Below are 26,103 nucleotides of genomic sequence, written 5' to 3'. Positions count from 1 at the left end.
CAACCGCCTGGTGGGCATCCTCCACGGCTGCCTTAAAACCCACACCACCTACGACCAGGCAACCGCATGGTCACACCGCAACCACGACCTCGCCGCTTGACATCCAACGTCCAGGGATGTCTGACCCGCCCCGCGCCGGTCCCGATCACGAAGGAGTCCTCCAGGTGGAGGACTCCTTCAGTGCTTCCACGACCTCCGCCGTGCGCGGGCCGACGCCGAGCGCCAGCGCCCTCTCCAGGTCGGCGGGGGTGTCCACGTCGCACCGCATCGAGGGGATGCCGTCGGGGGTCAGCTCCTTGGCGCCGCCGCCCAGATGCCTGGCCCGCGACTCGCCGCCGAACCTCGGGCGGAACGCCACGCCGGGCCGTACCCCGTAAAAGGTGGTCCCGATCTCGGCCGCGTCCGGGACGAACGACTGGTCGAAGTCGGCGGCCGAGGCCAGCGCCACGCCCAGCTCCGCGGGCCGCAGGGCCGGCAGGTCGGCCTGGAGCGCGCCGACCGGCCCGTCCGGCGCCAGCCGCACGGCCTCGGCGCCGCCGGACCGCAGCGCGGCGTTGAGCCCGGCGTCCGGGTCGGGGACGACGTGCGCGCCCAGCGCGGCCAGGGCCTGCGCGGGCACGGGATCGCCCGTCACCACGATGACCCGGGCGACGTCCCGGCAGGCCAGCGCCGCCGAGACGGTGTCGCAGGCGATGGCGACGGCGAGCGCCGACCGGTAGGGGCCGGTCGCCGCGGCGAGGCGGGTCTTGGCGGCGACCAGGGTCTTCACCGGCACCACAATGGTCCAGCCGGGTCCCCGGCCGAGGTCAGTACGTTCCGCACCACGCATAGCCTTAGCATCCCGCCTCGACATCTCGTGGAGCCAACCGGGAGACTGATGGCGCACAGGCATGACTGGAGGAGTCAATGAGCCGCCCCGGACGTCCGCCCATCTTCTGGGAAGCCCTCGTTGTGGCGATCGTCAAACCGCTGCTTTATCTGTTCACCAAGCGTGACTGGCGCGGGCGGTCGAATGTCCCGCGCACCGGTGGAGTGATCATCGCGGCGAACCACCTGTCGTGGAGCGATCCGCTGCTTTTCGCCCACTACGCCTACGACAACGGCCGCTGGCCGGTCTACCTCGCCAAGTCCGGGGTCTTCGACATCCCGGTGATCGGCACGATCGTGCGCAAGTGCCGGCAGATCCCGGTGTTCCGCGGGAGCACCGACGCGGCGCGCTCCCTGAAGGACGCCGAGCAGGCCCTGCTCGACGGCGCGTGCGTGATCTTCTACCCCGAGGGGACGATCACCCGCGACCCCGACTTCTGGCCGATGGCCGCCAAGACCGGCGTCGCGCGCCTGGCGCTGGTGACCGGGGTGCCGGTGATCCCCATCGCCCACTGGGGCGCGCAGGAGCTCCTCCCGTACGGCCAGAAGAAGCCGAACCTGTTCCCCCGCAAGACCTTCCGCGTGCTCGCCGGGCCGCCGGTCGACCTGTCGAAGTACGACGGGCTGCCGAGGCGCGGGAAGGTGCTCAAGGACGCGACCGCCGACATCATGGCCGCCATCAACGCCCAGCTCTCCGAGCTGCGCGGCGAGAAGGCGCCGGAGGTCCCCTTCGGCGAGGCCGAGAGCCGCGCCGGGTGACCGGGCGCGCCGTGGACGATCAAGTGGCGGCCGGCCAGGGTCCGGCGGCGGGGAGTGGGCGTACGGTGAGCAGATGACGAAGGCCGCCGTTCTCGGCACGGGCTCCTGGGGGACGACCTTCGCGATGATCCTCGCGGAGGGAGGCACCTCCACGACACTGTGGGGCCGCCGCGCCGAAGTGGTCGAGGCGATCGACCGGGGGCACGAGAACCCCGAGTACCTCCCAGGAGTGCGGCTCCCCGAGTCGCTGCGCGCGACCACGGACGCGGCCGTCGCCATGGAGGGCGCCGACTTCGTGGTCCTGGCGGTCCCCTCGCAGACGCTGCGCGGCAACCTCGGCGGGTGGCGCCCGCACATCCCCGAGCACGCGGTGCTGGTCAGCCTGATGAAGGGCATCGAGCTGCGCACCTCCAAGCGGATGAGCGAGGTCATCTGCGAGGTCGCCGGGGTCCCTGAGGAGCGGGTCGCCGTCGTGTCGGGCCCGAACCTCGTCGGCGAGCTGATCCGCCGCGAGCCGGCCGCGACGGTCGTCGCGAGCGTGGACGACAAGGTCACCGGCCGGTTGCAGGAGGCCTGCCACCTCCCGTGGTTCCGGGCGTACACCAACTCCGACGTGGTCGGGGTCGAGCTCGGCGGCGCCGTGAAGAACGTCATCGCGCTCGCCGTCGGGGTGGCGGCGGGCATGGGGCTCGGCGACAACGTCAGGGCCACCCTCATGACCAGGGGCCTTGCGGAGATCGCCCGGCTGGGCGCCGCGGTGGGCGCCGACCCGCACACCTTCGCCGGTCTGGCGGGAATGGGCGACCTGGTCGCGACCTGCACGTCCCCGCTGTCGCGGAACCGGACGTTCGGGGAGAACCTCGGCAGAGGGATGTCGATGGCCGAGACGATCGCCGCGACCAAGCAGACGGCCGAGGGGGTCAAGTCGTGCGAGTCGGTGCTCGGCCTGGCCAGGCGGTATGACGTGGAGATGCCGATCACCGAGGTGGTGGTGGGCGTCGTCCATGACGGAATGACTCCGAGCGAGGCCGCGGTGCTGCTGATGTCGCGGACTCCCAAGCCCGAACGGTACGGCGTGTGACACCCTCCCGACGCATGCGCAGGAGACTCGGTGAGAACTCCCGGGCCGTCCACCTGCCGCCGCCTCCGATGCCCCGCCAGCTTCCGATCGGGCTGCCCGTGTGGCGCAGCGCGGCGTGGAGCTTCGACAGCTCCGCGGAGTACGCCGACGTGCTCGGCGACCGCGTCCCCGGGTTCGCCTACTCCAGGATCGACAACCCCACCGTCGCGGCGTTCGCCTCGGGCATCGCCTCGCTGGAGGGCGCCGCGGCCCCGGAGGACGTCGCGGGCCAGGCGTTCTCCTCGGGCATGGCGGCGGTCAGCGCCGTGCTCATGACCTTCCTGCGGGCCGGCACCCACGTCGTCGCGCCCGCGCCGCTGTACGGCGGCACGCATTCGCTGCTGTCGAACGTGCTGTCGCGTTTCGGGGTGTCCGTCGACTTCGTGGACTACTCCGACCTGCGCCGCGTCCACGCCACCCTCCGCTCCTCGACCAAGATCGTGTACGCGGAGACGCTGACCAACCCGACGATGGCGGTCGCCGACATCCGCGGGCTGTACCGCATCGCGCGCGAGGCCGGGGCACTGCTGGTCGTCGACTCGACGTTCGCCACCCCCGTGGTGTGCCGCCCGCTGGAGCACGGCGCCGACCTGGTGATCCACTCCGCCACCAAGTACATCGGCGGGCACGACGACTGCACCGGCGGCGCCGTGGTCGGCCGTCCCGACCTGATCTCCAAGATCCGCGAGGTCCGCATCGACACGGGCGCGACCCTCTCGCCGGACGAGGCGTTCCTGCTGCGCAGAGGCCTGGAGACGCTCCCGCTGCGGGTGCGCAGGATGTGCGCCACCGCCATGGTCTTCGCCGCCGCCGTGGCCAAGCATCCCGCGGTCCGGCGGGTCGACTACCCCGGCCTCGCCGACCACCCCGGCCACCAGCTCGCCCGCCAGCTGTTCGACTCCGGCCCCGAGGGCACCCGGTACGGGGCCTGCGTCACCGTCACCCCGCACGGCGGGTACGAGGCCGGGGTGGCGCTGGCCGACACCGTGCGGCTCGCGCGCATCGCGACCTCGATCGGCGGCACGCACACCAAGGTCGCCCACGTGGCCTCCACGACCTACCGCCAGCTCGACGAGGCCGCCCTGACGGCCTCGGGCATCGACGCGGGGGCCGTGCGGTTCTCCATCGGCCTGGAGGACTCCGAGGACCTGATCGCCGACGTCACCGAAGCGCTCGACGCGCTGCGTTCGAACAACGCGACACGTACCTGACAAGCAGGGACGACAAGGGCGCACGGTAGATTCGGGCATCATGAACGAGCAGCAGGAATCCCGGCCTCGCGTGCGGGTCGCGGTCGTCTTCGGCGGGCGCAACTCCGAGCACGCGGTGTCGCTCATGGGCGCCGGCGGCGTCCTGGCGGCCATCGACCGGTCCAAGTACGAGGTCGTGCCGATCGGCATCGCCACGGACGGGCGCTGGGTGCTGGCCCCCGACGGCCAGCGCTTCGAGATCGAGGGCGGGGAGCTCCCCGCCGTGGACGAGAGCGGGACGACGCTCGCGCTCCCGTCCGACAACGGGCGCATCGTGGCGCTCGACGCCGGGCGGATCCCCACCACCCTCGGCCAGGTCGACGTCGTGTTCCCCCTGCTGCACGGCGCGTACGGCGAGGACGGCACCATCCAGGGCCTCCTGGAGATGGCCGGCGTCCGCTACGTCGGCTCAGGCGTGCTGGCCAGCGCGGTCGGCATGGACAAGGCGTACATGAAGACGCTGCTGGCCGGCGCGGGGCTCCCCGTCGGCCCGTACGTGGTGGTGCGCGACCGTGACTGGCGTCTCGAACCCGAGCGGGTGATCAAGGACGTCGAGGCGCTCGGCTGGCCGGTGTTCGTCAAGCCGTCCCGGGCGGGCTCCAGCCAGGGCATCTCACGCGCGGACGATCTCCGCGAGCTGGAACGCGCGATCGAGCTCGCCCGCGAGCACGACCCGAAGGTCCTGGTCGAGGCCGCGATCGAGGGGCGGGAGATCGAGTGCGCGGTGCTGGAGTCGCCGGGCGACGAGCCGCCCGCCGCCAGCCTGCCCGGCGAGATCGTGATCAACGACGACCACGAGTTCTACGACTTCACCGCCAAGTACATCGGGTCGGACACCTCGCTCGCCGTGCCCGCCGACCTGCCGGCGGCGGCGAGCGACGAGCTGCGGCGGATGGCCGTCGCGGCGTTCGAGGCGCTCGGCTGCGAGGGGCTCGCCCGGGTCGACTTCTTCTACACCCCCTCGGGCGAGCTGATCGTCAACGAGATCAACACCATGCCGGGCTTCACGGCCACGTCCATGGCGCCGCAACTGTGGGACGCGACCGGCGTTCCGTACGCCGAGCTGATCGACCGCATGATCCAGCTCGCCCTCGGCCGTCCCGCGGGCCTGCGGTGAGGTCGCGGACGGCCCGGCGGGCGTAGCGCGCGGGGGAGGCGCCGGTGCGCGAGGAGGCCGGTCGTGGCGGGTGAGGGCGGGTCAGCCCGGGAAGGCCGCCTTGATCGGGGCGGCGAGGTCGACGAGCACGCCGGCGCTCTGGTGCTTGCGGGAGATCGTCACCTCGACGTAGCCGTCGCTGGTCAGGGCCGTGAACAGCAGCGGCCGCACCGGGTCGGCGAACCACGCGACACCGTTGATCTCCGGCACCTGCTGGCGCGGGTCCATCGTGGCGGGACGGGGTACGCCACAGCGGAGCGCGATCTCCGCCGAGCCCCACACCACGACATAGGGCGAGGGGGGATCGGACGGGACGCGCTCCGCGCCGTCCAACGTGCGGGGCAGCCGGCCGTTCAGTGTGGCGCAGGCGGTGGCCGTGGTCCCTCCCGGCGCGGGGGGTTCGACCCGGACCGCTCCGCACCCGGCGAGCGCCGCCAGGGCCACCAAGACGGCGACGACCCGGACCACGGCTCCCCCTGAAATGTGTCGGCGCTCAGATATGAACGATCGGACACGTAAGGGTACGCGTGATTCCCGCGACGGCCTGGATCTGGGCGACGACGAGTTTGCCGAGATCGTCCACGTTGCTGGCCTCCGCGCGGACGATCACGTCATATGGGCCGGTGACGTCCTCCGCTTGGGTCACCCCGGAAATGACCGCGATCGCGCCCGCGACCTCGGCGGCCTTGCCGACTTCTGTCTGGATAAGGATGTAGGCCTGCACCATCACGTCCTCCCACGGGGGCGAAAATCGTCGTATCAGAGCTATTTCCGGCCGGATGAGTACCGAATCCGCCGGCTGGATCCGTGCCGAATCGCCACCGTACATGGAACACACCTGGAGGTGTGATATCAGAGTCACAGATCTTGGTGAATTCGGGATCATTGCACGTATTGTCGGACGCTTGCCACAATTTCCGGCGGTATTGCTCGGTCCCGGCGATGATGCCGCGGTCCTGCGCGCCCCGGACGGACGAGTCGTCGTGACGACGGATCTCCTACTTGAGGGTAGACACTTCCGCCGTGATTGGTCCAGTCCGGACGAGATCGGGCGAAAAGCGGCAGCGCAGAACTTGTCGGACGTGGTGGCGATGGGAGCCGACCCTACGGCCATCTTCGTCGGCCTTGGCCTGCCAGGGGACCTGCCCGTGGGCTGGCTCGACGGCCTCACGGACGGCTTCAGGGACGAGTGCGCCCTGGTGGGGGCGAGCGTGGCGGGGGGTGACATCGTGCGGTCCGAGCAGATCGTCCTGGGGGTGACGGCGCTGGGGGACCTGGGGGGGCGTGCCCCGGTCACCCGGTCGGGGGCACGTCCGGGGCAGGTCATCGCCCTGGCGGGACGCCTCGGCCACGCGGCGGCCGGCCTCGCCCTGCTCCTGGCCACCGGCGACGCGGGGCCGGGTTCGGGCTTGGGCTCGGGTTCGGACGGCGGGGGTGTCCTGCGTGAGCCCGGCGCCTTCCTTGAGCTGGTGGACGCCCATCGGCGTCCACGGCCGCCGTACGCGTGCGGCCCGGCGGCGGCGATCCTCGGGGCCACGGCCATGCTCGACGTGAGCGACGGGCTGCTCCAGGACCTCGGGCACATCGCGTCCGCGAGCGGGGTGCGGATCGTGGTGGAGCCCGGCGCGCTGCCGGTGCCTGACGTGCTGGCCGCCGCGGCGGCGGAGCTCGGCGAGGACCCGCTCGGGTGGGTGCTGACCGGCGGTGAGGATCACGCGCTGGTCGCGGCCTTCCCTGAAGAGGTTTCCCTGCCGCCGGAATGGAAGATCATCGGGCGGGTCACCGAGGGGGAGGGAGTGCAGGTCACCGGCCGTGCCGAGGCGGAAGGTGGCTGGGATCACTACCGTGAATAAGGTGAATATTGTGACAAAGAAGTATTGAAGGTGTTATGAAGATGGGCGCCGTGGTTTCTACAAGGAAGGCGCTTCATGGGACGGGGACGCCACAAGTCATCCCGAGGTCGGGAAGCCGACTCCGAGTGGGCGGGTGAGCAGGGAGTTCCGGGGTGGGGTGACGACGACGAGCGGGGGACCCAGGAGTGGCTGAGCGAGGCTGACGGCCCGGGGTGGCTCGACGACCCGGACAGTGAGCACCCGCGGTGGTCGGCTCCCGGCGAGCCGCCACCCGAGCCGGTCGACGAGGACTCCCTCCGCCCGGCCCCCGCCGAGCCCTTCCAGCCCCCGTTCCGCCCCGCGGGCGACCCTTTCCAGCAGGGTGCCCCCGCCGCTGACGGGTTCCAGCCGGGCGCGGGCGGCCCCGACCCGTTCCACCAGGGTGACGGCTTCCAGCAGGGCGCCCCTGCCGCTGATGGGTTCCAGCCGGGCGGCTCGTTCCTCCCGGGCGGCGACCCTTTCCAGCAGGGCGCCTCCGCAGGGAACCCGTTCCAGCCTGGCGCAGGCGAATCGTTCCCGCCTGGCAGCGGCCGGTTCCAGCAGGTCGTGCCCGCTGGCAATGTGTTCCAGCCCGACGACTCCTTCCTGCCGGAGGGCGACCCCTACCCGAACGGTGGCGACGAGCCGTTCCCGCAGGGCGGTGAGGACGCGTTCCGGCAGGGTGACGAGGCCAGGGGCCCGTTCCAGTCCGCCGGCGAGCCTCTCGCACCGGGCGGTGGCACGGGAGCCCTGTTCCAGCCCGCCGGCGGTGGCGCCGACTCGGGAGCGTCCCGTCCCGCGTGGCCGAGTTCGTGGGACGACCCGGTCCCGGCCGCCCCGCCGAGCGCGCGGGAAGGCGCCCAGGGCCTCCAGAGCCCCGGTGCCGCCCCCGTCGAGCCAGCAGGCTCCCCGGACCCCTTCCAGCCGTCCGGGCCCGCCCACCACCGGCTGGGGGACCTTGGAGCGATGGGTGTCGAGGAGCCCACCGCCTGGGACCTCAGCCCGATAGACCCCGACCGCGTGCCGGAAGAACTGGCCGGCCCTCTCGACCAGCGTCCGGAGCAGGGACGCGCGGCGCGGCCCGTCCAGGCGCGCGGCGGCTTCCCCTACCAGCAGGCCCCCCAGGCGGGCCGCGACGACCAGCGGCCCCCGCAGGGGCCCGGTCGTGACGACCGGCGGGCCGGTCAGGGGTTCGGGCTTTCCGACCAGCGCGCGTTACGGGAGAGCGGAGCCGCCGGGTACGGGCCGGCCGACGACGACGGCGGCTTCCTCGGGCCGGATCCGATGCTCGACCGCGCCGACGGGTTCCTCGGCTCAGGAGCCGGCGAGGCCGACATCCTGGGCCAGGCTCCCGAGAACGAGAAGCGGCGCGGCGGGCGCCGCGCCGAGCGCCGCCGCCAGCGCGCGGAGGAGGAGCGGCGCGCCCAGGACGCGATCGCGGCCGGCAACCGGTCCCCGGGCACGGACGGCACGTGGACGCCCGGTACGGACGGGGCCTGGAGCCCCGGTACGGACGGCCCGCAGGCGCCCGGTGCCGACGGAGCGTGGGCCCCCGGCGCGGACGGATCCCAGGCCGCCGGTACGGACGGCGCGCGCGTCCCCGGCCCGGACGGGACCTGGGCCGCAGGCACGGACGGACGCCAGACCCAAGGAACGGACGGGCGCCAGGCCCAAGGAGTCGACGCGCGCCCGGCGCCCGGCATGGCCGGACGTACGGCGCCGGGTACGGACCGACGTACGGCGCCCGGCATGGGCGGACGTTCTGCGGCAGGTACGGACGGACGTACCGCCCTCGGGGCGGACGGACGCCCTGTGGCGGATGGCGAGGGACGTCAGGCCTTCGGCGCGGAGGAGCGCCCGGGTGGGCGTCAGGCGCCGGGCGAAGACGGCCGGCGGGACTCGCGCATGGGCGGGCGACGGCATTCGGGCCCGGACGGGCCCTGGCCACCGGACGACGACGATGACGGCGAGGGACGGCGGGGACCCGGGCGGGGCCGGCGCCTGGCGGCGCTGTCCGCGCTCGCGGTCGTGGCCGCCATCGGCTCCGCCTTCATCGGCGTCAAGCTGTCCTCCACGCAGGTCGACCTCACCAAGGCACCGGACTGCCCCTCGGGCCAGGTCTGCGCCGCCATCGCGCCGGCCAAGCCCTCGGGCGACACGACGTCCGCACCGGAGGACACCTCCACGGCCGACGCCTCCGGCGACGAGACCGCGTCCCCCAAGGCCTCCAGATCGCCCAAGCCGACCGCGAGCGCCTCACGGGTGCCCAGGACCCCCGTCTCCTCCGCGCGCCCCACACCGGACCGTACGAGGGCCACCCCCACCCCCAAGCCGAGCAAGACGCCGCGCAACACCCCCGAGCCCACGCCGACGACGATCGAGGAGACCGACGAGCCGTCGCCGGACCCGACCCCGAACGTGGACGACAGCAACCCGGTCGTCTCGCCGGGCCGGGTGGCCGTCGACTTCGGCGTCTCCGGAGTGACCGACACCGGTTACACCGGCCAGCTCACCGTGACGAACACGGGTACGGAGCTGGACGGGTGGAGCCTGCGGATGCGGGTGGGCGGCGACGTCACCGGCGCCGACGGCGCCGACTGGACCCAGGAGGGCGACACCCTGGTCCTGAGCTCCACCGAGGCGCTGGCCCAGGACGAGCAGGTGGTGGTCTCCTTCGTCGCCGACGGCGACTCCACCGCGCCGAGCAGTTGCGAACTGACCGGAGGCACCTGCCGCGTCGAGGTGACCGAGAACGGCTTCGCGGCCCAAGCCCAGTAGACCGGGAACCACCCCTTCGCCCGGTCCGCCGTGACCGGGCGAGAGGGTGGTCCGGCCCTGGTTTGATGGAGGGATGAGCCCTCCTCGTGTACTGACCGTCGCAGGTTCCGACTCCGGCGGGGGCGCGGGCATCCAGGCGGACCTGAAGACGATGCTCGCGCTCGGCGTCCACGGCATGAGCGTGATCGCCGCCGTCACCGCGCAGAACTCGGTCGGCGTGCAGGGCTACTGGGAGCTCCCGGCCGAGGCGGTGCGCGCCCAGCTCGAATCGGTGCTCGGCGACATCGGCGCCCAGGCCATAAAGACGGGCATGCTCGCCTCCCCCGAACTGGTCGAGGTGGTCGCCGAGGTGCTGGCCGGGGTGGAGGCGCCGGTGGTCGTCGACCCCGTCGGGGTCTCCAAGCACGGCGATCCGCTGCTGGCGCCCGAGGCCGTCCACACCCTCGCGACCCGGCTGCTGCCCGTGGCCACCGTCGTGACCCCCAACCTGTGGGAGGTCGAGCAGCTCACGTCGGTGAAGGTCGTGGACGAGGACGGGCTGCGCCCGGCGGCCGAGGCGGTGCTGGAGCTCGGCTCCACGTGGGTGCTGATCAAGGGCGGTCACCTGCCAGGCCCGCCCGTCGACCTGCTCACCGACGGCGCCAGGGAGTACCGCTTCTCCGCCGAGCGGCACGACAACCGGCACACCCACGGCACCGGCTGCACGCTGGCCTCGGCCATCGCGTCCTACCTGGCCATGGGCGAGGACGTCCCGGCCGCCGTGGAGAAGGCCAAGCTGTACGTCACCGGGGCGATCGCCCACGGTTTCGCCCTCGGCGCCGGCATCGGCCCGGTCGACCACGGCTGGCTCTGGCGCCGCCCCTGACCGCTCGCGGGGGCATGTCCGGCGCACGCGGACTGATCGGGCGCCGCGAGGTCACATGAGCCGGGCGATGGGGTCGTCGGCGAGGCGGCGGAGCAGGGACGAGGTGCTCGTGGCCTGGGCGGCGTCCTGGCCGGGGCGCGCGCCGGTGTCGATGGCGTCGGCCAGGGCGTTGAGCTCGTGCGGCGGCAGCAGGGTGCGGGCCATGCTGTGCAGGCGGAGCCTGATCTTCCGCCGGTTCCGCCCGTCCTCGGCGACCAGGTGAGGCACGCGGCGTCCCGTCGGGATCGTGCCCTCGCCGTTCGGGTTCCTGACGTACTCAGGCTCGGAGTCGATCCACACGCGGGACGCGGCGAGGTCCGCCTGGCGCGTTCCGAGCAGGCCGCGGACCTCCAGCGTGGTGCCGTCCAGTACGGCGCGCCGCCGGTAGGTCCCGAGGACCATGGTGGCGACGAACCCCACCATGAGCAGGGCGATCACCGCGAAGATCATCTTGACCGTGGTGGTGACCGTCTCGCCCTCGCCCGAGCCGAACGACGACTCGGCGAGGTTCCCCGACGGGACATCGGAGGTGAACCCTCCAAGGACGAGGGCCGCCACACCGGCGATGCCGCCGAGTACGGCCAGGAAGAGAAGCGCTATGACCGACACAGTGACCTTCTGGCCGGTCGAGGCGTTGACACTCAGGTTTACGGGCGGGTTCGGCACGAGGACCCGCTACCCACCGATCTTCCCCCCATGCACCCGGATTCCCCGGCCGTGGCGGCGTTTCCGATACGGAACGCGGACGGCCCGCCGTCCCCTGGGGACGACGGGCCGTTGTGAAGATCAGGTCAGCGGGTGACCTTACCCGCCTTGATGCAGGAGGTGCACACGTTCAGCCGCTTCGGCGTGCTGCCCACCATGGCGCGCACACGCTGGATGTTGGGGTTCCAACGGCGGCGGGTGCGGCGGTGCGAGTGCGAGATGTTGTTGCCGAAAGTCGGCCCCTTGCCGCAAACGTCGCAGACGGAAGCCACGGTCATCGCTCCTTAGATCAGTCAATGAGCCCGAAACCGAGGTAGAAGCGGTGGTCGGGCATGCCGGGACAACCGGCTGGCCACACGAGAGTATCCGATGCCGCCCGATGCACGCCAAATGGGGGAACCGGCGAACGACGATAATCTCGTACCACCAACCGTAGCGCATCCCCAGAGGCCTCGTGCTCGCTCGCGCCGGCGGCGGGCACGACGCGGACCCTCACGGGCGGACATCCACGGCGCGTACGGCGCGGGTACGTACGGCGCGGGCGTCCGGGGAGCGCGCCGGGGGACGCCGCGCAGTATGGTCGCCCGTGTGCGGGAGGCGATCGGCCGGGAGTCCCGCCCGGGAGGGAGCCACATGCCTTCGGAGGCCGCCGGCGCGGGCGCGCGTGGCCACGAGCCCCTCCAGGTCCTCGACGCCCCGACCGTACGCCGATGGTCCCGGCTGTGCGCCGACGCGCTCGGCCGCGCCAGGGCGGAGATCGACGCGCTCAACGTGTTCCCGGTCCCCGACGGCGACACCGGGACGAACCTCCACCTGACGATGCTGTCGGCCGCCGAGGCCGTCGACGGCCTCCCCGAGGACGCCGACGCCGCGACGACATGGCGGACCCTCGCCCACGGCGCCCTGCTCGGCGCCAGGGGCAACTCGGGGGTGATCGTCAGCCAGGCGCTCCGAGGCATGGCCGAGGTGCTCAAGCACGCCCCGGGCGAGGGCCGTGACCTCGGAGAAGCGATCGTCAGGGCGGCCGAGCTGGCCAGGAAGGCCGTCGCGAGACCCGTCGAGGGGACGATCCTCAGCGTGCTCACCTCGATGTCCGACGAGGTGCGTGACCATTCGGGCGCGCCCGCCGAGGTGGCCGGGAGGGCCGCCGCCTCGGCCCGCGCGGCGCTGGGCCGCACCACCGGCCAGCTCGACGTGCTCGCCCGCAACGGCGTCGTGGACGCCGGCGCCGCGGGGCTGACCGTCATCATGGAGACCCTGGCGGCCGTCCTCACCGGCTCCTACGCCGGCCGCTACGAGGTGCCCGCCCGGTACGGGTCCGAGGCGCCGGCGGTGCCTGAGCACGGGCCCGAGACCGTGGCGGAGGCGGGACGCGAGCCCGAGGCCGCGGCGGGGCCGGGGTACGAGGTGATGTACCTCCTGGACGCGGACGAGGCCGCCGTGGACGGCCTGCGGGCCGAACTGGACCGGCTGGGCGACTCCCTGGTGGTGGTCGGGGGAGAGGGCCTGTGGAACGTGCACGTCCACGTGGACGACGCCGGGGCCGCGATCGAGGCCGGGATGCGCGCCGGCCGGCCGTACCGTCTCAAGATCGTCTATCTGACCGCGCCCGCGCGCACCCACCGCGCCGGGAACGGGCGCGGCGTGGTCGCCGTGGCGGCAGGGGACGGCATCGCGCGGCTGTTCGCGCAGGCGGGCGCGGTGGTGGTCCGCCGCGAGCCCGGGTCCACCCCCGCGCTGGCGGCGGTGGTGGCCGCGATCAGGGAGGCGGGCACCGAGGTCGCGGTGCTGCCCAACGACGTCGGCGTGAACGCCGTGGCCGTGGCCGCCGCCGAGATCGCCCGCGAGGAGGGCGTCGTCGTCAGCGTGCTGCCGACCAAGGCGACCGCGCAGGGACTGGCCGCGCTCGCCGTGCACGATCCGCTGCGCCGTTTCGACGACGACGTGGTGGCGATGACCGACACCGCCGGGCACACCCGCCACGGCCACGTCTGGGTGGCCGACCGCGAGGCCATGACCAGCGCGGGCATGTGCCGCCCCGGCGACGTGCTCGGGGTGATCGACGGCGACGTGGCCCTGATCGGCACGGCCGTGGAGGACATCGCCGTTGAGGTCACCTCCCGCATGCTCTCGGTCGGCAGCGAACTGGTCACCCTGATCGTGGGCCTGGACGCCGGCCCGTCGCTGGCCCGCGCCGTACAGGACCACCTGGAGGACGTGCGCCCGGACATCGAGGTCGTCAGCTACGAAGGCGGCCAGGGCGGCTACCCCCTCCTCATCGGCGTGGAATGACCCGCGTCGGCGCGGGCCGGGGAGGATGGCGTGTTCTTGTCGGCCGGGAACGGTAGAACTTGGTGACGTGACGCGTTTCGACGAGCCGCTCATCAAGGCGCTTGACCCCAAGACGGCCAAGCCGCTGGAGAGCTCGCTCAACCTCTCCACGGTCGGCGACCTGCTGCGCCACTACCCCCGGCGGTACGCCGAGCGGGGTGAGCTGACCGCGCTGGACGCCCTGGAGGTCGACGAGCACGTCACCGTGGTCGGCGAGGTGTCGCGCCTGATGCGCAAGCCCATGCGCAACCGCGCCGGCACCTGGCTGGAGGTCGAGGTCGTCGACGGCAGGCGCAACACGATCTACCTGTCGTTCTTCGGCAAGGTCTCCCACGTGGTCGAGGGCCGGCTGAAGCCCGGCACCCGCGCGATGTTCTCCGGCAAGGTGGGGCGGTTCGGCCGGGGCGAGCGGGCCAAATGGCAGCTCAACCACCCCGAGTTCGAGCCCTTCGAGGAGACCGACTCCTCGGCCGCCGAGTTCGCCGCCGCGCCGGTCCCGATCTACCCGGCGGCCGGCGGCGTCACGTCCTGGGTGATCCGCAGGGCGATCGGCGTGGTGCTGGACACGCTCGGCCCGCTTCCCGACCCGCTGCCCGCCGAGCTTCGCTCCCGCAGGCGGCTGCCCGGCCTGGCCGACGCCCTGGAGGCCGTCCACCGCCCGCGCGACCAGGGCGACATCGCGCGGGCGCGCACGCGCCTGAAGTTCGACGAGGCCTTCGTGCTCCAGGCCGTGCTGGCCCGGCGCCGCCAGGCCGCCGCCGCGTGGCCGGCCACCCCCCGCCCGGGACTGCCGGACGGGCTGCTGGCCGACTTCGACGCCAGGCTGCCGTTCCAGCTCACCGACGGCCAGGTCGCGGTCGGCGCCGAGGTCGCGGCCGAGCTGGCGAAGGACCATCCGATGCACCGGCTGCTCCAGGGCGAGGTCGGGGCGGGCAAGACCGTGGTGGCGCTGCGCGCGATGCTCCAGGTCGTCGACTCCGGGGGGCAGGCCGCGCTGCTGGCCCCCACCGAGGTGCTGGCGCAGCAGCACCACCGCTCCATCACGCGCATGCTCGGCGACCTCGGCACGGGCGGCGTGTTCGGCGGCACGGCGGTGACCCTGCTGACCGGTTCGATGGGGGCCGCGGGGCGGCGCGTGGCGCTGCTGGACGCGGCCTCGGGCGCCGCCGGCATCGTGGTCGGCACCCACGCCCTGCTGCAGGAGCACGTCCAGTTCGCCGACCTCGGCCTCGTCGTCGTGGACGAGCAGCACCGCTTCGGCGTCGAGCAGCGTGACGCGCTGCGCGAGAAGGCCGGGGACGGCCGCCCGCACGTGCTGGTGATGACGGCGACCCCGATCCCGCGCACGGTCGCCATGACCGTCTTCGGCGACCTGGAGGTGTCCACCCTGACCCAGCTCCCCGCCGGCCGGGCGCCGATCACGACCCACGTCGTGCCCGTCTCGGACAAGCCGCACTTCCTCGACCGCACCTGGGAGCGCATCCGGGAGGAGGTCGGCCTCGGCCGCCAGGCGTACATCGTCTGTCCCCGCATCGGCGACCTGGAGGGCGACGAGGGCGACCTGGGCGGCGGGGCGCAGGAGCCGGACGAGGAGCGGCGCCCGCCGCTGGCCGTGCTGGAGGTCGCCCCGATGCTCGCGGGCGGGCCGCTTTCCGGCCTGCGCGTGGAGGTGCTGCACGGGCGCCTCCCTCCCGAGGAGAAGGACGCGGTGATGCGCGCGTTCACGCGGGGCGAGGTCGACGTGCTGGTCGCCACCACCGTGATCGAGGTCGGAGTGGACGTCCCGAACGCGTCGGTGATGGTGATCATGGACGCGGACCGGTTCGGCGTCTCCCAGCTCCACCAGTTGCGCGGGCGCGTCGGCCGAGGCGGCCTGCCGGGGCTCTGCCTGCTCGTCACCGACTTCCCCGTGGGCACCCCCGCGCGCGACCGGCTGGACGCCGTCGCCGGCACCCTCGACGGCTTCGAGCTGTCCCGGGTCGACCTGGAGCAGCGGCGCGAGGGCGACGTGCTGGGCGCGGCTCAGTCGGGGCGCAAGTCCTCGCTGAAGATGCTGCGGCTGCTGCGCGACGAGGACGTGATCAGCGACGCGCGGGCGGAGGCGGCGGGGCTGCTGTCGGGCGACCCCGAGCTGAGCGGGCATCCGGAGCTGAGGGCCGAGATCGACCGTCTCCTCGGCGACGACCGCGCCGACTACCTCGAAAAGGCCTGACCGCCACGCGAGGGGCCTGGGTCCGTGTGAGATGCCGCCGCGTCGGGGGGCCTGGGTCTGTGAAATGACCCAGGGCCCAGCCTTGGGACGGCCTCCCCCCGAATGCCGTCCCCGGCTGGGCCCACCCTCGGGTCAGGTGCCGAGGGTACCGGCGCGCGGAAGGGCTCACGATCACGCCGGTCGGCCTTCCCCTGGGTCACCATGAAGGCCGCAGAACTCATCATGTGGGCTGGGACGGCGGTGGGGAACGACCCTTGCGCATTCCTCGCCGACACTTGGCCACTCTTGACCTGGGACCCCCGTAACGGGGCCGTTGGGAGGCCGCCCGACCGGAACCGAGGGCCGCCGAGGCGCCGAGGCGTCGCGCGGGGGCGGATGCGGCCAGAATGGGCGGGTGACCCGAGTCATCGCAGGAGCCGCCGGAGGGCGCCGGATCGCCGTCCCGCCGGGGCGTGGCACCCGGCCGACGAGCGACCGCGCCAGGGAAGGGCTGTTCTCCACCGTCGGCTCCCTCCTCGGGGCGCTCGACGGCGCCAGAGCGCTCGACCTGTACGCCGGATCGGGCGCGGTGGGCCTGGAGGCGCTGTCGCGCGGGGCCGCGCACGCGCTGCTGGTCGAGTCCGACGCCAAGGCCGCGCGCACGATCAGGGAGAACATCGCCGTGCTCGGCCTGCCGGGAGCCGTCGTCGCGGGCGAGCGGGTCGAGCGGCTGGTGGCCGCCACGTGCGCGGAGCCCTACGACTTCGTGTTCGCCGACCCGCCCTACGCCGTCCCCGACGAGATGGTCCACCAGGTGCTGGAGAGCCTGCGCGACAACGGCTGGCTCACGGAGGACGCGCTGGTGGCGGTGGAGCGCGAGTCACGGGGGAAGGACCTTGTCTGGCCCTCCGGGTTCGAACAGGAGAGGGTCCGTCGCTATGGCGAGGCGTCTGTTTGGTACGGTCGCGCCGCCGGGAACCAGTGAAACTGGGGGTAAGCCTTGCGTCGTGTCGTCTGCCCGGGGTCCTTCGACCCGGTCACCAACGGTCACCTTGACATCATCGGCCGCACGTCCCGTCTGTATGACGAGGTCGTCGTCGCCGTGCTGATCAACGTGGAGAAGAAGAGCCTGTTCACCGTGGACGAGCGCATCGAGACGCTCCAGGCGGTGACGCTGGAGTACGGCAACGTGCGCGTCGAGAAGTTCTACGGGCTGCTCGTGGACTTCTGCAAGCAGCAGGGCATCCCGACCATCGTCAAGGGCCTGCGCGCGGTCAGCGACTTCGACTACGAGCTGCAGATGGCCCAGCTCAACTACCGGATGTCCGGCGTGGAGACCCTTTTCATGTCGACCAACCCGGAGTACTCCTTCCTGTCGTCGAGCAGGTTGAAGGAGATCGCCCGGTATGGTGGGGATGTGTCCGGACTCGTGCCCGATCTCGTGCACCAGATGCTCGTCGAGCGGCTGCGCGGCTAAGTCCTGGTATTCTTTCTAATCGGCCTTGTACGACGGCGGTGATTCGCCATGCCTCAAGAGAGCAGGAAGACGCTGCATAGCCTCGACCCCCGTGCCCCCTGGGTGATCTCTACCCACGATCTGGGGCGGCGACCGGGTTCTATGCGCGGGATCTCCCGTTCACTCCCGGCACCGGTGAATCTCTCCGTCGGCATGATCGGCGTCGAGAAGGACGCCGAAATCGAGCTGGACATGCGGCTCGAGGCGGTGATGGAAGGCGTGCTCGTCACGGGCACGGCGAAGGCTCCCCTCAGCGGAGAGTGTTCGCGCTGCCTGGATCCGCTGACCTCGGAGATCGAGGTCGGTTTCCAGGAGCTCTTCTTCTACTCGGCGGAAGAAGCCGCCGAGGACGACTCACTCCTCGACGGTGAACTGCTCGATCTCGAGCCGACATTCCGCGACGCGGTGGTGCTCGCACTGCCGTTGAGCCCGGTGTGCAGTGATGACTGTCCCGGGCTGTGCGTGGAGTGCGGGGTCAAGCTGGCGGAGGCCGGCCCGGACCACCGGCACGAGAAGGTCGACGCCCGCTGGGCGTCGTTGCAAGGCCTGATGTCCGACAACACCAATGACCAGGAGGGTTGACGTGGCAGTCCCGAAGCGGAAAATGTCGCGGAGCAACACCCGCTCCCGCCGCGCGCAGTGGAAGGCCACCGCGCCCGTGCTCGTTAGCTGCAACCAGTGCCGGTCGCCGAAGCTGCCGCACGTGGCATGCCCGACCTGCGGCACCTACAACCGCCGTCAGGTCATCGAGCCGTCGGCCTGATCACGCCTGCGGTGGCCGGTGATCCGGCCGGATGCCTCGCATCCGGCCGGGACGTCCGTCCACCGTCCAAGGCGTGCGGTGGCGGTTCGCCCGCGGCCGTGGTGGGCGCCGGGGTTGCCGCAATCTCCCGGCGTCCACCACGTTTTCGGGCAACGCGTTTCCATCCGCCATCGCGACCATGGTCGTGACGTGCTGCGTGACGGCCGGAGATTCCCGTCCGAGGAGGAGACGTGGCCGCAGGTGGAAAGCCGATTGCCGTAGAGGTCGCGAGGGACGAGCTTGAGCGCGTGCTCATCGTCCGTCTGAACGACGCGCTTCTCGAGCGGGCGCTGACGCACCGCTCGTACGCGTACGAGAACGGTGGCCTGCCCACCAACGAGCGCCTGGAGTTCCTGGGCGACTCGGTGCTGGGCCTGGTGGTCACCGACACCCTGTTCCGTGGCCATCCCGACCTGCCGGAGGGCCAGCTCGCCAAGCTGCGGGCGGCGGTCGTCAACATGCGCGCCCTGGCGGACGTGGCGCGCGCCCTGGACCTCGGCCGCTTCACCCGTCTGGGCCGGGGCGAGGAGGGCACGGGAGGCCGTGACAAGTCCTCGATCCTCGCCGACACCCTGGAGGCGCTGATCGGCGCCGTCTACGTCGACAAGGGCCTGGACGAGGCCTTCCGCGTGGTCCACCTGCTCTTCGACCCGCTGATCAAGCGCTCGGCGTCGCTCGGGGCCGGTCTCGACTGGAAGACCTCCCTGCAGGAGCTGACGGCCTCGGAGATGCTCGGCGTGCCCGAGTACCACGTCGACGAGAGCGGGCCCGACCACGCCAAGTCGTTCACCGCCGTCGTGCGGGTCGGCGGCCAGGAGTACGGCTCGGGTGCCGGGCGCAGCAAGAAGGAGGCCGAGCAGCAGGCCGCGGAGGCCGCCTGGACGGCGATCCGCGCCCGCAGCGACGCCCAGGCGAAGAGCGACGCGCAGGCGAAGCTGGAGAAGGCGGCAAGCTAGCCCATGCCCGAGTTGCCCGAGGTTGAGGTCGTGCGGCGGGGGCTCTCGCGCTGGGTCGCCGGACGGACGGTCGCCGAGGCCGAGGTCGTCCACCCCCGTGCGATCCGCCGGCACGTCCCGGGGGCCGCCGAGTTCACCGGCCGGCTCGCGGGCCGCACGCTGCTTTCTGCCGAGCGGCGGGGCAAATACCTGTGGATGCCCCTGGGTGAGGCCGTGAGCGACGCTGAGGCCGCCGGAGCGGCCGGGGAAGCCGGTGACGTCAAAGAGGCCTCCGAGGCGCTGCTGGCCCATCTGGGGATGAGCGGGCAACTGCTGGTCGTCGAGCGCGGGTCCCCCGTCGAGAAGCACCTGCGGGTACGGCTGGCCTTCGACGACGGGGGCCCGGAGCTGCGGTTCGTGGACCAGCGCACGTTCGGCCACCTTCTGGTCGCCCCGCTGGTGACGCTCGGCCGCTCCGTGCCCGAGCCGATCGCGCACATCGCGGCCGACCCGCTCGAAGAGGCGTTCGACGACGAGGTGTTCGCGCTGCGGCTGACCGCCAGGCAGACCGAGGTCAAGCGGGCGCTGCTGGACCAGTCGCTGATCAGCGGCGTGGGTAACATCTACGCCGATGAGGCGCTGTGGCGTGCGGGCCTGCACGGCGGGACCCCCACGCGCACCCTGTCGACGCGCAGGACCGGCGAGCTGCTGGCGGCCGTGCGCGAGGTGCTGGGCGAGGCGCTCGGCCAGGGCGGCACCTCGTTCGACAGCCTCTACGTCAACGTGAACGGCGAGAGTGGTTACTTCGGGCGGTCACTCAACGTGTACGGCAGGGAGGGCGAGCCGTGCGCCCGGTGCGGCGGTCCCGTCCTGCGGGAGGCGTTCATGAACAGGTCCTCCTACAGTTGCCCCTCGTGTCAACCCCGGGTGGGGTCATGAGCGGCCTTCCGGACGCGGACGAGAGTGATGTTCGTCTCAACGTCTGGGTGCGCGGCCGGGTCCAGGGAGTGGGTTTCCGCTGGTGGGCGCGGTCCCGGGCGCTGGAGCTCGGACTGGTGGGTTCGGCCTCGAACCTCGCCGACGGCCGGGTCGAGGTGGTGGCGGAGGGCCCCCGCGAGGCCTGCGAGAAGCTGCTTTCCCAGCTCAGGGGTGGCGACACCCCCGGGCGGGTAGACGTGGTGGTAGAGCGGTGGTCGGTGGTTCGCGGTGGTTTCGATGGATTCGTGGAGCGGTAGCCGCTTCCCTTAAACCCCCTAAATGCGGTATATTTACATGTCGGGAGTGCCCATTGGTGCATTCATGGGGAGCGTTCAACTTGACCGCCTCCTTTGCCGGTGCGACTCTTGATAGGAAACACGCGCACCCCTCCCGCGGCAAGAAGTGCGCGAACCAGTTTGGTCACTCAGCGTGGAGGACCCTTAACCATGGCGAAGGCTCTACTCGGCCACGTCGGCGGTCTTGACCCTCGAATGGTCTCGGAAATGCGCCGTCTCCAGCAGCGAATCCGGGATCTGGAGGCAGAGCTCACAAGGCTCCAGGCCCAGAACGACGCTCTCGCCGCGCAGTCGCGCGATGAGGCGTTCGCTCGTCTGCAAGATCGCGAGCCGGCCCTCACCTGAGAGGTTCGGTACGGCATCACACTGTCAGGGACGCCCCGCAAAGGCGTCCCTTGTCATTTACCCGGTTTCTTTGCCTGGTGGTTACCCCGCTCGGTGGGTTCTTAAGCATGCCCTGAGCGAGATGTCGCGCCCTCCCCGCCGCCGAGCATCGCCGCCTGCGCACTTTCGCGGCCCATGAGCCGGTAGGGTGCCCCCGAGGATCGTCCCCGAGGCCTGCGGGCGATCTCGGAGCGGACGGGGGGTCGGCGCGTGTACCTCAAGAACCTCACCCTGCGCGGCTTCAAGTCCTTCGCCTCGGCCACCGCCCTGCGCTTCGAGCCCGGCATCACCTGCGTGGTCGGGCCGAACGGGTCCGGCAAGTCCAACGTGGTCGACGCCCTGGCCTGGGTCATGGGTGAGCACAGCGCCAAGTCCCTGCGCGGCGGCAAGATGGAGGACGTCATCTTCGCCGGCACCTCCTCCCGGCCGCCGCTCGGCCGCGCCGAGGTGACGCTCACGATCGACAACACCGACGGCGCCCTCCCGATCGACTACACCGAGGTCACGATCAGCCGGCTGATGTTCCGATCGGGCCAGAGCGAGTACGCCATCAACGGCGACACCTGCCGCCTCCTGGACATCCAGGAGCTGCTGTCCGACTCCGGCATCGGCCGCGAGATGCACGTGATCGTCGGCCAGGGCCAGCTCGACGCCGTCCTGCACGCCGGGCCCGAGGAGCGCAGGGCGTTCATCGAGGAGGCCGCCGGCGTACTGAAGCACCGCAAGCGCAAGGAGAAGGCGCTGCGGAAGCTCGACGCCATGCAGGCCAACCTCACCCGCGTCCAGGACCTGGCCAACGAGCTCCGCCGCCAGCTCAAGCCGCTGGGCCGCCAGGCCGAGATCGCCAGGAAGGCCGCGGTCATCCAGGCCGACCTGCGCGACGCGCGCCTGCGCCTGCTCTCCGACGACGTCGTACGGCTCCGCGGCCACCTCGACCGCGAGGCGGCCGACGAGGCCCAGATCCGTGCCAGGCGCTCCCAGGTCGAGTCCGACCTGGAGCGGGGGCAGGCTCGCGAGGCCGAGCTGGAGGCCGCGGAGGGCGCTGCGCAGCCCCGCCTGGCCGCCGCCCAGGAGACCTTCTACCGCCTGTCGGCACTCAAGGAGCGCCTGCACAGCGTCGAGACCCTCGCCTCCGAGCGCCACCGCCACGCCGTCGAGGCCGCCTCCATCGAACGGCGCGGGCGCGACCCCGAGGACTACGAGCGCGAGGCCGCCGAGGTGGGCGCCCGCGAGGAGGCGCTCAAGATCGAGCTGGAGCAGGCCGAGACGATACTCGAACAGGCCGTCGGGCGCCGGGCGGACGCCGAGACCGCGCTCGCGGGCGAGGAGAGGCGCCTGGCCGCCGCGGCGCGGGCCGCCGCCGACCGGCGGGAGAGCCTGGCCAAGCTGCGAGGCGAGGTGGCCGCCGTGCGCGGGCGCGCGCGGGCCGCAGAGGAGGAGATCGGGCGGCTGGCCAAGGCGCTCGCCGAGGCGCGGCAGCGCAGCGAGCGGGCGGCCGAGGACCGCGACGCGCAGGAGCTGGACGAGCCCGGCGGCGATCCCGCGCTCGCCGAGGAGCTGGCGCGGGCACAGCAGGGCGTCGCCGAGGCCCAGGCCGCCGTGGAGGAGGCCAGGACCGCCGTCGAGGAGGCCAAGGTCGCCGCCGAGACCCCGAGAAGGGAGTTCGCCGCGGCGCGCTCGGCCACGGCCGCGGCCCAGGCCGCCGACCAGAAGGCGCAGCGGGCCGTCGCCGCCCTGGAGGCCCGGCGGGACGCCCTGCGGATGGGCATCTCCCAGGGCGCGGACGGCGGCGCGGCGCTCCTGTCCGCCGGCCTGTCCGGCGTGCTCGGGCCGCTCGCCACGATGATGACCGTCAGGCCGGGCGCGGAACCGGCCGTCGCGGCCGTGCTCGGCGCCGCGGCCGAGGCGGTCGCCGTCGAGTCCCTGTCCACCGTCGTGGACGCCGTCGAGCTGCTCCGCGCCGAGGACGCCGGCCGGGCGGGCCTGGTCATCGCCTCCGACGCCGCCGTCCCGCGCCCCGCCGCCGTCGACGGCGCCCCGTGGGTCCGCGACCTGGTGGAGGTGTCCGACGCGTTCCGCCCCGCCGTCGAGAGCCTGCTGTCCGGCGTCGTCGTGGTGGACGACGTGACGGTGGCCAGGAAGCTCGTGGAGGAGCGCCCCGACCTGCGTGCGGTCACCTGGACGGGCGACCTGGTCGGCGCGTTCTTCGCGCACGGCGGGTCCGGCGGCGGCACCTCCGTGCTCCAGGTGCGCGCGGCGCTCGACCAGGCCGTGGCCGACCTGGCGGAGTCGGGCGCCGACGCCGAGCGCTCGGCCGCCGCCCTGTCCGAGGCCGCCGGCGCCGAACGCGCGGCGCAGCAGGCCGTCGAGGCCGCCCAGACGTGGGCCGCCCAGGCCCAGACCGGCGTGAACACCGCCCAGGCCGGGGTGAACGCCGCCCAAGGCGTGCTCGACCGGCTGCGCGGCAGGCAGCGCGAGGCCGACCAGCGGGTGGCCGCCGCGGCCCGGCGGCTGGCCCAGCTCGACGCGGCGGCCAAGGCCGCGCGGGACGAGTGCGACCGGCTGGCGAAGAACGTCGTCACCGCCGAGGAGGCGCGCGACCGCGACCTGGCCGGCGTGCTGGAGCTCGAAGAGCGCCTCGCCGAGGCGGAGTACGCCGACGAGCTGTCCGCCGAGCCGACCACCGACACGCGGGACGAGCTGGCCGTCGCCTGCTCGGTGACCCGCCAGAGCGAGATGGAGGCCCGCCTCACCGTCCGCACGTCCGAGGAGCGGGTCAAGGGCATCGAGGGCCGCGCCGACCAGCTCATGCGCGCGGCCAGGCGTGAGCGCGAGGAACGGGCGGGTGCGGCGGCCCTGCGGGAACGGCGGCGGGCCCAGGCCCAGGTCGCGGAAGCGGTCGTCCACGGCGCCGGCCGCGCGCTCGGGGTGCTCGAGGCGTCCCTGGCGCTGGCGGCCCAGGAGCGCGACGAGGCCGAGCGGGCGCGCGGCGAGATCGACGCCGAGCTCAAGTCCGTCCGCACGGCCGTGCGCGAGCTGTCCGGCGAGCTCGACAAGCTGGTCAACCGCGTGCACGGCACCGAGGTCGCCCGCACCGAGCAGCGCCTGCGCCTGGAGCAGATGGAGACCCGGGCCATGGAGGAGTACGGGGTCGAGATGGACGCCCTGATCTCCGAGTACGGCCCGGACCAGCCCGTGCCCGGCGAGGACGGCGAGCCGGTGCCGTACGTCCGCGAGGAGCAGGAGAAGCGGGCCCGGGTGGCCGACCGGCAGATGACCCAGCTCGGCAAGGTCAACCCGCTGGCGCTCGAGGAGTTCGCGGCGCTGGAGGAGCGCCACACCTTCCTCAACTCCCAGCTGGAGGACCTGCGCAAGACGCGGCGCGACCTGCTGACCGTGGTCAAGGAGGTCGACGAGCGCGTGGAGCAGGTCTTCACGGCCGCCTACGAGGACGTCGCGCGCGAGTTCGAGGCCATCTTCTCCCGGGTCTTCCCCGGCGGCGACGGGCGGCTGCTGCTGACCGACCCCGCCGACATGCTCACCACCGGCGTCGACGTGGAGGCCAGGCCGCCGGGCAAGAAGGTCAAGCGCCTGTCCCTGCTGTCGGGCGGCGAGCGGTCGCTGACCGCCGTGGCGTTCCTCATCTCGATCTTCAAGGCGCGGCCGTCGCCGTTCTACGTGATGGACGAGGTCGAGGCCGCGCTCGACGACACCAACACCCAGCGGCTGCTCACGCTCTTCGAGGAGCTGCGGCAGAGCTCACAGCTCATCGTGATCACGCACCAGAAGCGCACGATGGAGATCGCCGACGCGCTGTACGGGGTCAGCATGCGCGGGGACGGCGTCACCCAGGTCGTCAGCCAACGCCTCCGCGAACGCGAAACCGCCTGACCCCCATTGGCCATCGATAACCTGGCGATTTCCGGAAATGTCGGTATATCGGGGGTGGCTTGGGCGAGCCCGGGCGCCATCATGGCCGGTCGTCTGGGAAACTGACATCTTGTGGATGGGTATCTCGGCATCATCGTGATCGTTCTCCTCGTCGCGTTGCTCGCGGCGGGGGGCATGTTCCTGCTCTTCCGGCCCCGCGATCGGCACGCGCCTCCGGTCCCGCCATCGGAGGCGCCGGCCCTCCGTGAGGAGGAACGGGCCCCGGCCACCGGCGTCGTCGAGGACGACGCCGCCACGACCACCGTCCCGCCGCCCGCCAGGCCGGTCGAGCCCGTGGCCCCGGCGGTCCCCGCGATCGAGATCCCGCCCCCGTCCGCCGGCCGCCTCGTACGGCTCCGCGCCCGGCTGGCCCGCTCGCAGAGCGCGCTGGGCAGGGGCCTGCTGGAGCTGCTCTCCCGCGACCGCCTGGACGACGACGCCTGGGACGAGATCGAGGACACGCTGATCACCGCCGACGTGGGCGTCGCCCCGGCCCGCGCGATGGTCGAGGAGCTGCGCACCAAGGTCAAGGTGCTCGGCTCGCGCGGCCACGACGAGGTGCGCGCGCTGCTCCGCGAGCAGCTCCTCATCCAGGTCGGCGCCGACATGGACCGCACCCTGCACACCACGCCCCACGGCGAGCGGCCCGCCATCGTGCTCGTCGTCGGCGTCAACGGCACCGGCAAGACCACCACCACGGGCAAACTCGCCCGCGCGCTGGTCGGCGACGGCCGCAGGGTCGTCCTCGGCGCGGCCGACACCTTCAGGGCCGCCGCGGCCGACCAGCTCCAGACCTGGGGCGAGCGCGTCGGCGCCGAGGTGGTCCGCAAGGACGAGGGCGCCGACCCGGCCTCGGTGGCCTTCGACGCCGTGAGCAAGGGCATCGAGGACAAGGTCGACGCGGTCATCATCGACACCGCCGGCCGCCTCCACACCAAGACCGGCCTGATGGACGAGCTCGGCAAGGTCAAGCGGGTCATCGAGAAGAGGGCGACCGTCGACGAGGTCCTGCTCGTCCTGGACGCGACCACCGGGCAGAACGGCATGCGCCAGGCCCAGGTGTTCGCCGAGGTGGTCAACATCACCGGCATCGTCCTGACCAAGCTCGACGGCACCGCCAAGGGGGGCATCGTCATCTCGGTCCAGCGCGAGCTCGGCGTCCCCGTCAAGCTCGTGGGCCTCGGCGAGGGCCCCGACGACCTGGCCCCCTTCGACGCCGAAGCCTTCGTCGACGCCATCCTCGGCGACTGACCGAACCCCCACAGAACGATCCTCGCTCCGCTCGGAAACAGGCCTAGCTCACCGGGCCAGGAAGGTCCCTCGCTCCGCT

General features: G+C 72.5%; 24 protein-coding genes. 19 read left to right on the top strand and 5 right to left on the bottom strand.

The window, feature by feature from the left end:
- Positions 1-145: 145 nt before the first annotated feature.
- Positions 146-829: a 2-phospho-L-lactate guanylyltransferase gene (cofC, locus tag NYZ98_RS34465; protein WP_262848144.1), complete on the bottom strand. Its 684-nt coding sequence runs from the start codon at positions 827-829 to the stop codon at positions 146-148.
- 77 nt (positions 830-906) lie between these two features.
- On the opposite strand from cofC, the gene NYZ98_RS34460 reads away from it, so the two are divergent.
- The 4 genes from NYZ98_RS34460 to NYZ98_RS34445 all read left to right on the top strand — a co-directional run bounded on the left by NYZ98_RS34460 (position 907) and on the right by NYZ98_RS34445 (position 5,113).
- The gene (locus NYZ98_RS34460) at positions 907-1,626 is read left to right on the top strand and encodes a lysophospholipid acyltransferase family protein (protein WP_262848142.1); all 720 of its coding nucleotides are present in this window, start codon (positions 907-909) and stop codon (positions 1,624-1,626) included.
- Positions 1,627-1,699: 73 nt separating this feature from the next.
- A complete protein-coding gene (locus tag NYZ98_RS34455) occupies positions 1,700-2,707 on the top strand; it encodes an NAD(P)H-dependent glycerol-3-phosphate dehydrogenase (RefSeq protein WP_262848140.1) in 1,008 nt (335 codons plus the stop codon).
- 14 nt (positions 2,708-2,721) lie between these two features.
- Positions 2,722-3,957, top strand: a complete 1,236-nt coding sequence (locus NYZ98_RS34450; RefSeq protein WP_262848138.1) for a trans-sulfuration enzyme family protein — start codon at positions 2,722-2,724, stop codon at positions 3,955-3,957.
- Positions 3,958-3,997: 40 nt separating this feature from the next.
- Positions 3,998-5,113, top strand: coding sequence for a D-alanine--D-alanine ligase family protein (locus NYZ98_RS34445; protein ID WP_262848136.1), 1,116 nt, complete (start codon positions 3,998-4,000; stop codon positions 5,111-5,113).
- Between the two features lie 81 nt (positions 5,114-5,194).
- Here NYZ98_RS34445 and NYZ98_RS34440 read toward each other — a convergent pair whose 3' ends face one another.
- Both NYZ98_RS34440 and NYZ98_RS34435 read right to left on the bottom strand, forming a co-directional pair.
- Complete coding sequence (locus NYZ98_RS34440) at positions 5,195-5,620, bottom strand: DUF3515 domain-containing protein (protein WP_262848134.1); 426 nt, start codon at positions 5,618-5,620, stop codon at positions 5,195-5,197.
- Positions 5,621-5,645: 25 nt separating this feature from the next.
- A complete protein-coding gene (locus NYZ98_RS34435; RefSeq protein ID WP_262848132.1) occupies positions 5,646-5,879 on the bottom strand; it encodes an Lrp/AsnC family transcriptional regulator in 234 nt (77 codons plus the stop codon).
- A 100-nt stretch (positions 5,880-5,979) separates the two neighbouring features.
- Between NYZ98_RS34435 and NYZ98_RS34430 the strand changes: the two genes are divergently transcribed.
- The 3 genes from NYZ98_RS34430 to thiD all read left to right on the top strand — a co-directional run bounded on the left by NYZ98_RS34430 (position 5,980) and on the right by thiD (position 10,666).
- Positions 5,980-7,005, top strand: coding sequence for a thiamine-phosphate kinase (locus NYZ98_RS34430; protein WP_262848148.1), 1,026 nt, complete (start codon positions 5,980-5,982; stop codon positions 7,003-7,005).
- 75 nt (positions 7,006-7,080) lie between these two features.
- Positions 7,081-9,801 carry a hypothetical protein gene (locus NYZ98_RS34425; RefSeq protein ID WP_262848130.1) on the top strand — a complete coding sequence of 907 codons (2,721 nt, stop codon included), beginning with the start codon at positions 7,081-7,083 and terminating at the stop codon, positions 9,799-9,801.
- 73 nt (positions 9,802-9,874) lie between these two features.
- Entirely contained in the window at positions 9,875-10,666 is a 792-nt protein-coding gene (gene thiD, locus NYZ98_RS34420) for a bifunctional hydroxymethylpyrimidine kinase/phosphomethylpyrimidine kinase (protein ID WP_262848128.1), read from the top strand.
- 51 nt (positions 10,667-10,717) lie between these two features.
- Here thiD and NYZ98_RS34415 read toward each other — a convergent pair whose 3' ends face one another.
- Both NYZ98_RS34415 and rpmB read right to left on the bottom strand, forming a co-directional pair.
- Positions 10,718-11,314 carry a hypothetical protein gene (locus NYZ98_RS34415; protein ID WP_262848125.1) on the bottom strand — a complete coding sequence of 199 codons (597 nt, stop codon included), beginning with the start codon at positions 11,312-11,314 and terminating at the stop codon, positions 10,718-10,720.
- Positions 11,315-11,496: 182 nt separating this feature from the next.
- Positions 11,497-11,682, bottom strand: coding sequence for a 50S ribosomal protein L28 (gene rpmB / locus NYZ98_RS34410; protein WP_262848146.1), 186 nt, complete (start codon positions 11,680-11,682; stop codon positions 11,497-11,499).
- Between the two features lie 361 nt (positions 11,683-12,043).
- Here rpmB and NYZ98_RS34405 point away from each other — a divergent pair, with 361 nt between their 5' ends.
- From NYZ98_RS34405 to ftsY, 12 genes are all read left to right on the top strand, one after another.
- Positions 12,044-13,702, top strand: coding sequence for a DAK2 domain-containing protein (locus NYZ98_RS34405; protein ID WP_262848123.1), 1,659 nt, complete (start codon positions 12,044-12,046; stop codon positions 13,700-13,702).
- A 67-nt stretch (positions 13,703-13,769) separates the two neighbouring features.
- Entirely contained in the window at positions 13,770-15,953 is a 2,184-nt protein-coding gene (recG, locus tag NYZ98_RS34400; protein WP_262848122.1) for an ATP-dependent DNA helicase RecG, read from the top strand.
- Positions 15,954-16,347: 394 nt separating this feature from the next.
- Complete coding sequence (gene rsmD / locus NYZ98_RS34395) at positions 16,348-16,917, top strand: 16S rRNA (guanine(966)-N(2))-methyltransferase RsmD (protein WP_262848121.1); 570 nt, start codon at positions 16,348-16,350, stop codon at positions 16,915-16,917.
- 15 nt (positions 16,918-16,932) lie between these two features.
- Positions 16,933-17,409, top strand: a complete 477-nt coding sequence (coaD, locus tag NYZ98_RS34390) for a pantetheine-phosphate adenylyltransferase (protein WP_262848119.1) — start codon at positions 16,933-16,935, stop codon at positions 17,407-17,409.
- Between the two features lie 48 nt (positions 17,410-17,457).
- Positions 17,458-18,030, top strand: a complete 573-nt coding sequence (locus NYZ98_RS34385) for a YceD family protein (RefSeq protein WP_262848117.1) — start codon at positions 17,458-17,460, stop codon at positions 18,028-18,030.
- A 1-nt stretch (position 18,031) separates the two neighbouring features.
- Positions 18,032-18,211 (top strand): 50S ribosomal protein L32, encoded by a 180-nt coding sequence (gene rpmF, locus NYZ98_RS34380; protein WP_262848115.1) that lies wholly within the window; start codon positions 18,032-18,034, stop codon positions 18,209-18,211.
- A 287-nt stretch (positions 18,212-18,498) separates the two neighbouring features.
- Positions 18,499-19,206 (top strand): ribonuclease III, encoded by a 708-nt coding sequence (gene rnc / locus NYZ98_RS34375; protein WP_262848113.1) that lies wholly within the window; start codon positions 18,499-18,501, stop codon positions 19,204-19,206.
- A gap of 3 nt (positions 19,207-19,209) precedes the next feature.
- Positions 19,210-20,124, top strand: a complete 915-nt coding sequence (mutM, locus tag NYZ98_RS34370; RefSeq protein WP_262848111.1) for a bifunctional DNA-formamidopyrimidine glycosylase/DNA-(apurinic or apyrimidinic site) lyase — start codon at positions 19,210-19,212, stop codon at positions 20,122-20,124.
- On the top strand, positions 20,121-20,420 hold the full coding sequence (locus NYZ98_RS34365; RefSeq protein WP_262848109.1) for an acylphosphatase: 300 nt from the start codon (positions 20,121-20,123) through the stop codon (positions 20,418-20,420). Before mutM ends, NYZ98_RS34365 begins: the two co-directional genes overlap by 4 nt.
- Positions 20,421-20,609: 189 nt before the next feature.
- The gene (locus NYZ98_RS34360) at positions 20,610-20,804 is read left to right on the top strand and encodes a hypothetical protein (RefSeq protein ID WP_262848107.1); all 195 of its coding nucleotides are present in this window, start codon (positions 20,610-20,612) and stop codon (positions 20,802-20,804) included.
- Between the two features lie 249 nt (positions 20,805-21,053).
- Positions 21,054-24,734 (top strand): chromosome segregation protein SMC, encoded by a 3,681-nt coding sequence (smc, locus tag NYZ98_RS34355; RefSeq protein ID WP_262848105.1) that lies wholly within the window; start codon positions 21,054-21,056, stop codon positions 24,732-24,734.
- A 111-nt stretch (positions 24,735-24,845) separates the two neighbouring features.
- Positions 24,846-26,024, top strand: a complete 1,179-nt coding sequence (gene ftsY, locus NYZ98_RS34350; protein WP_262848103.1) for a signal recognition particle-docking protein FtsY — start codon at positions 24,846-24,848, stop codon at positions 26,022-26,024.
- Positions 26,025-26,103 lie beyond the last annotated feature (79 nt).

The organism is Sphaerisporangium corydalis, assembly GCF_025506355.1.
Classification (GTDB): domain Bacteria; phylum Actinomycetota; class Actinomycetes; order Streptosporangiales; family Streptosporangiaceae; genus Sphaerisporangium; species Sphaerisporangium corydalis.
This window is presented reverse-complemented; position numbering and strand designations above follow the sequence as displayed.

What these genes read in the sequence shown, in the direction of transcription:
- cofC (WP_262848144.1), bottom strand. Translation starts at nt 829, where the DNA reads ATGCGTGGTGCGGAACGTACTGACCTCGGCCGGGGACCCGGCTGGACC.
- NYZ98_RS34460 (WP_262848142.1), top strand. Translation starts at nt 907, where the DNA reads ATGAGCCGCCCCGGACGTCCGCCCATCTTCTGGGAAGCCCTCGTTGTG.
- NYZ98_RS34455 (WP_262848140.1), top strand. Translation starts at nt 1,700, where the DNA reads ATGACGAAGGCCGCCGTTCTCGGCACGGGCTCCTGGGGGACGACCTTC.
- NYZ98_RS34450 (WP_262848138.1), top strand. Translation starts at nt 2,722, where the DNA reads ATGCGCAGGAGACTCGGTGAGAACTCCCGGGCCGTCCACCTGCCGCCG.
- NYZ98_RS34445 (WP_262848136.1), top strand. Translation starts at nt 3,998, where the DNA reads ATGAACGAGCAGCAGGAATCCCGGCCTCGCGTGCGGGTCGCGGTCGTC.
- NYZ98_RS34435 (WP_262848132.1), bottom strand. Translation starts at nt 5,879, where the DNA reads ATGGTGCAGGCCTACATCCTTATCCAGACAGAAGTCGGCAAGGCCGCC.
- NYZ98_RS34430 (WP_262848148.1), top strand. Translation starts at nt 5,980, where the DNA reads ATGGAACACACCTGGAGGTGTGATATCAGAGTCACAGATCTTGGTGAA.
- NYZ98_RS34425 (WP_262848130.1), top strand. Translation starts at nt 7,081, where the DNA reads ATGGGACGGGGACGCCACAAGTCATCCCGAGGTCGGGAAGCCGACTCC.
- thiD (WP_262848128.1), top strand. Translation starts at nt 9,875, where the DNA reads ATGAGCCCTCCTCGTGTACTGACCGTCGCAGGTTCCGACTCCGGCGGG.
- NYZ98_RS34405 (WP_262848123.1), top strand. Translation starts at nt 12,044, where the DNA reads ATGCCTTCGGAGGCCGCCGGCGCGGGCGCGCGTGGCCACGAGCCCCTC.
- NYZ98_RS34385 (WP_262848117.1), top strand. Translation starts at nt 17,458, where the DNA reads ATGCCTCAAGAGAGCAGGAAGACGCTGCATAGCCTCGACCCCCGTGCC.
- mutM (WP_262848111.1), top strand. Translation starts at nt 19,210, where the DNA reads ATGCCCGAGTTGCCCGAGGTTGAGGTCGTGCGGCGGGGGCTCTCGCGC.
- NYZ98_RS34365 (WP_262848109.1), top strand. Translation starts at nt 20,121, where the DNA reads ATGAGCGGCCTTCCGGACGCGGACGAGAGTGATGTTCGTCTCAACGTC.
- NYZ98_RS34360 (WP_262848107.1), top strand. Translation starts at nt 20,610, where the DNA reads ATGGCGAAGGCTCTACTCGGCCACGTCGGCGGTCTTGACCCTCGAATG.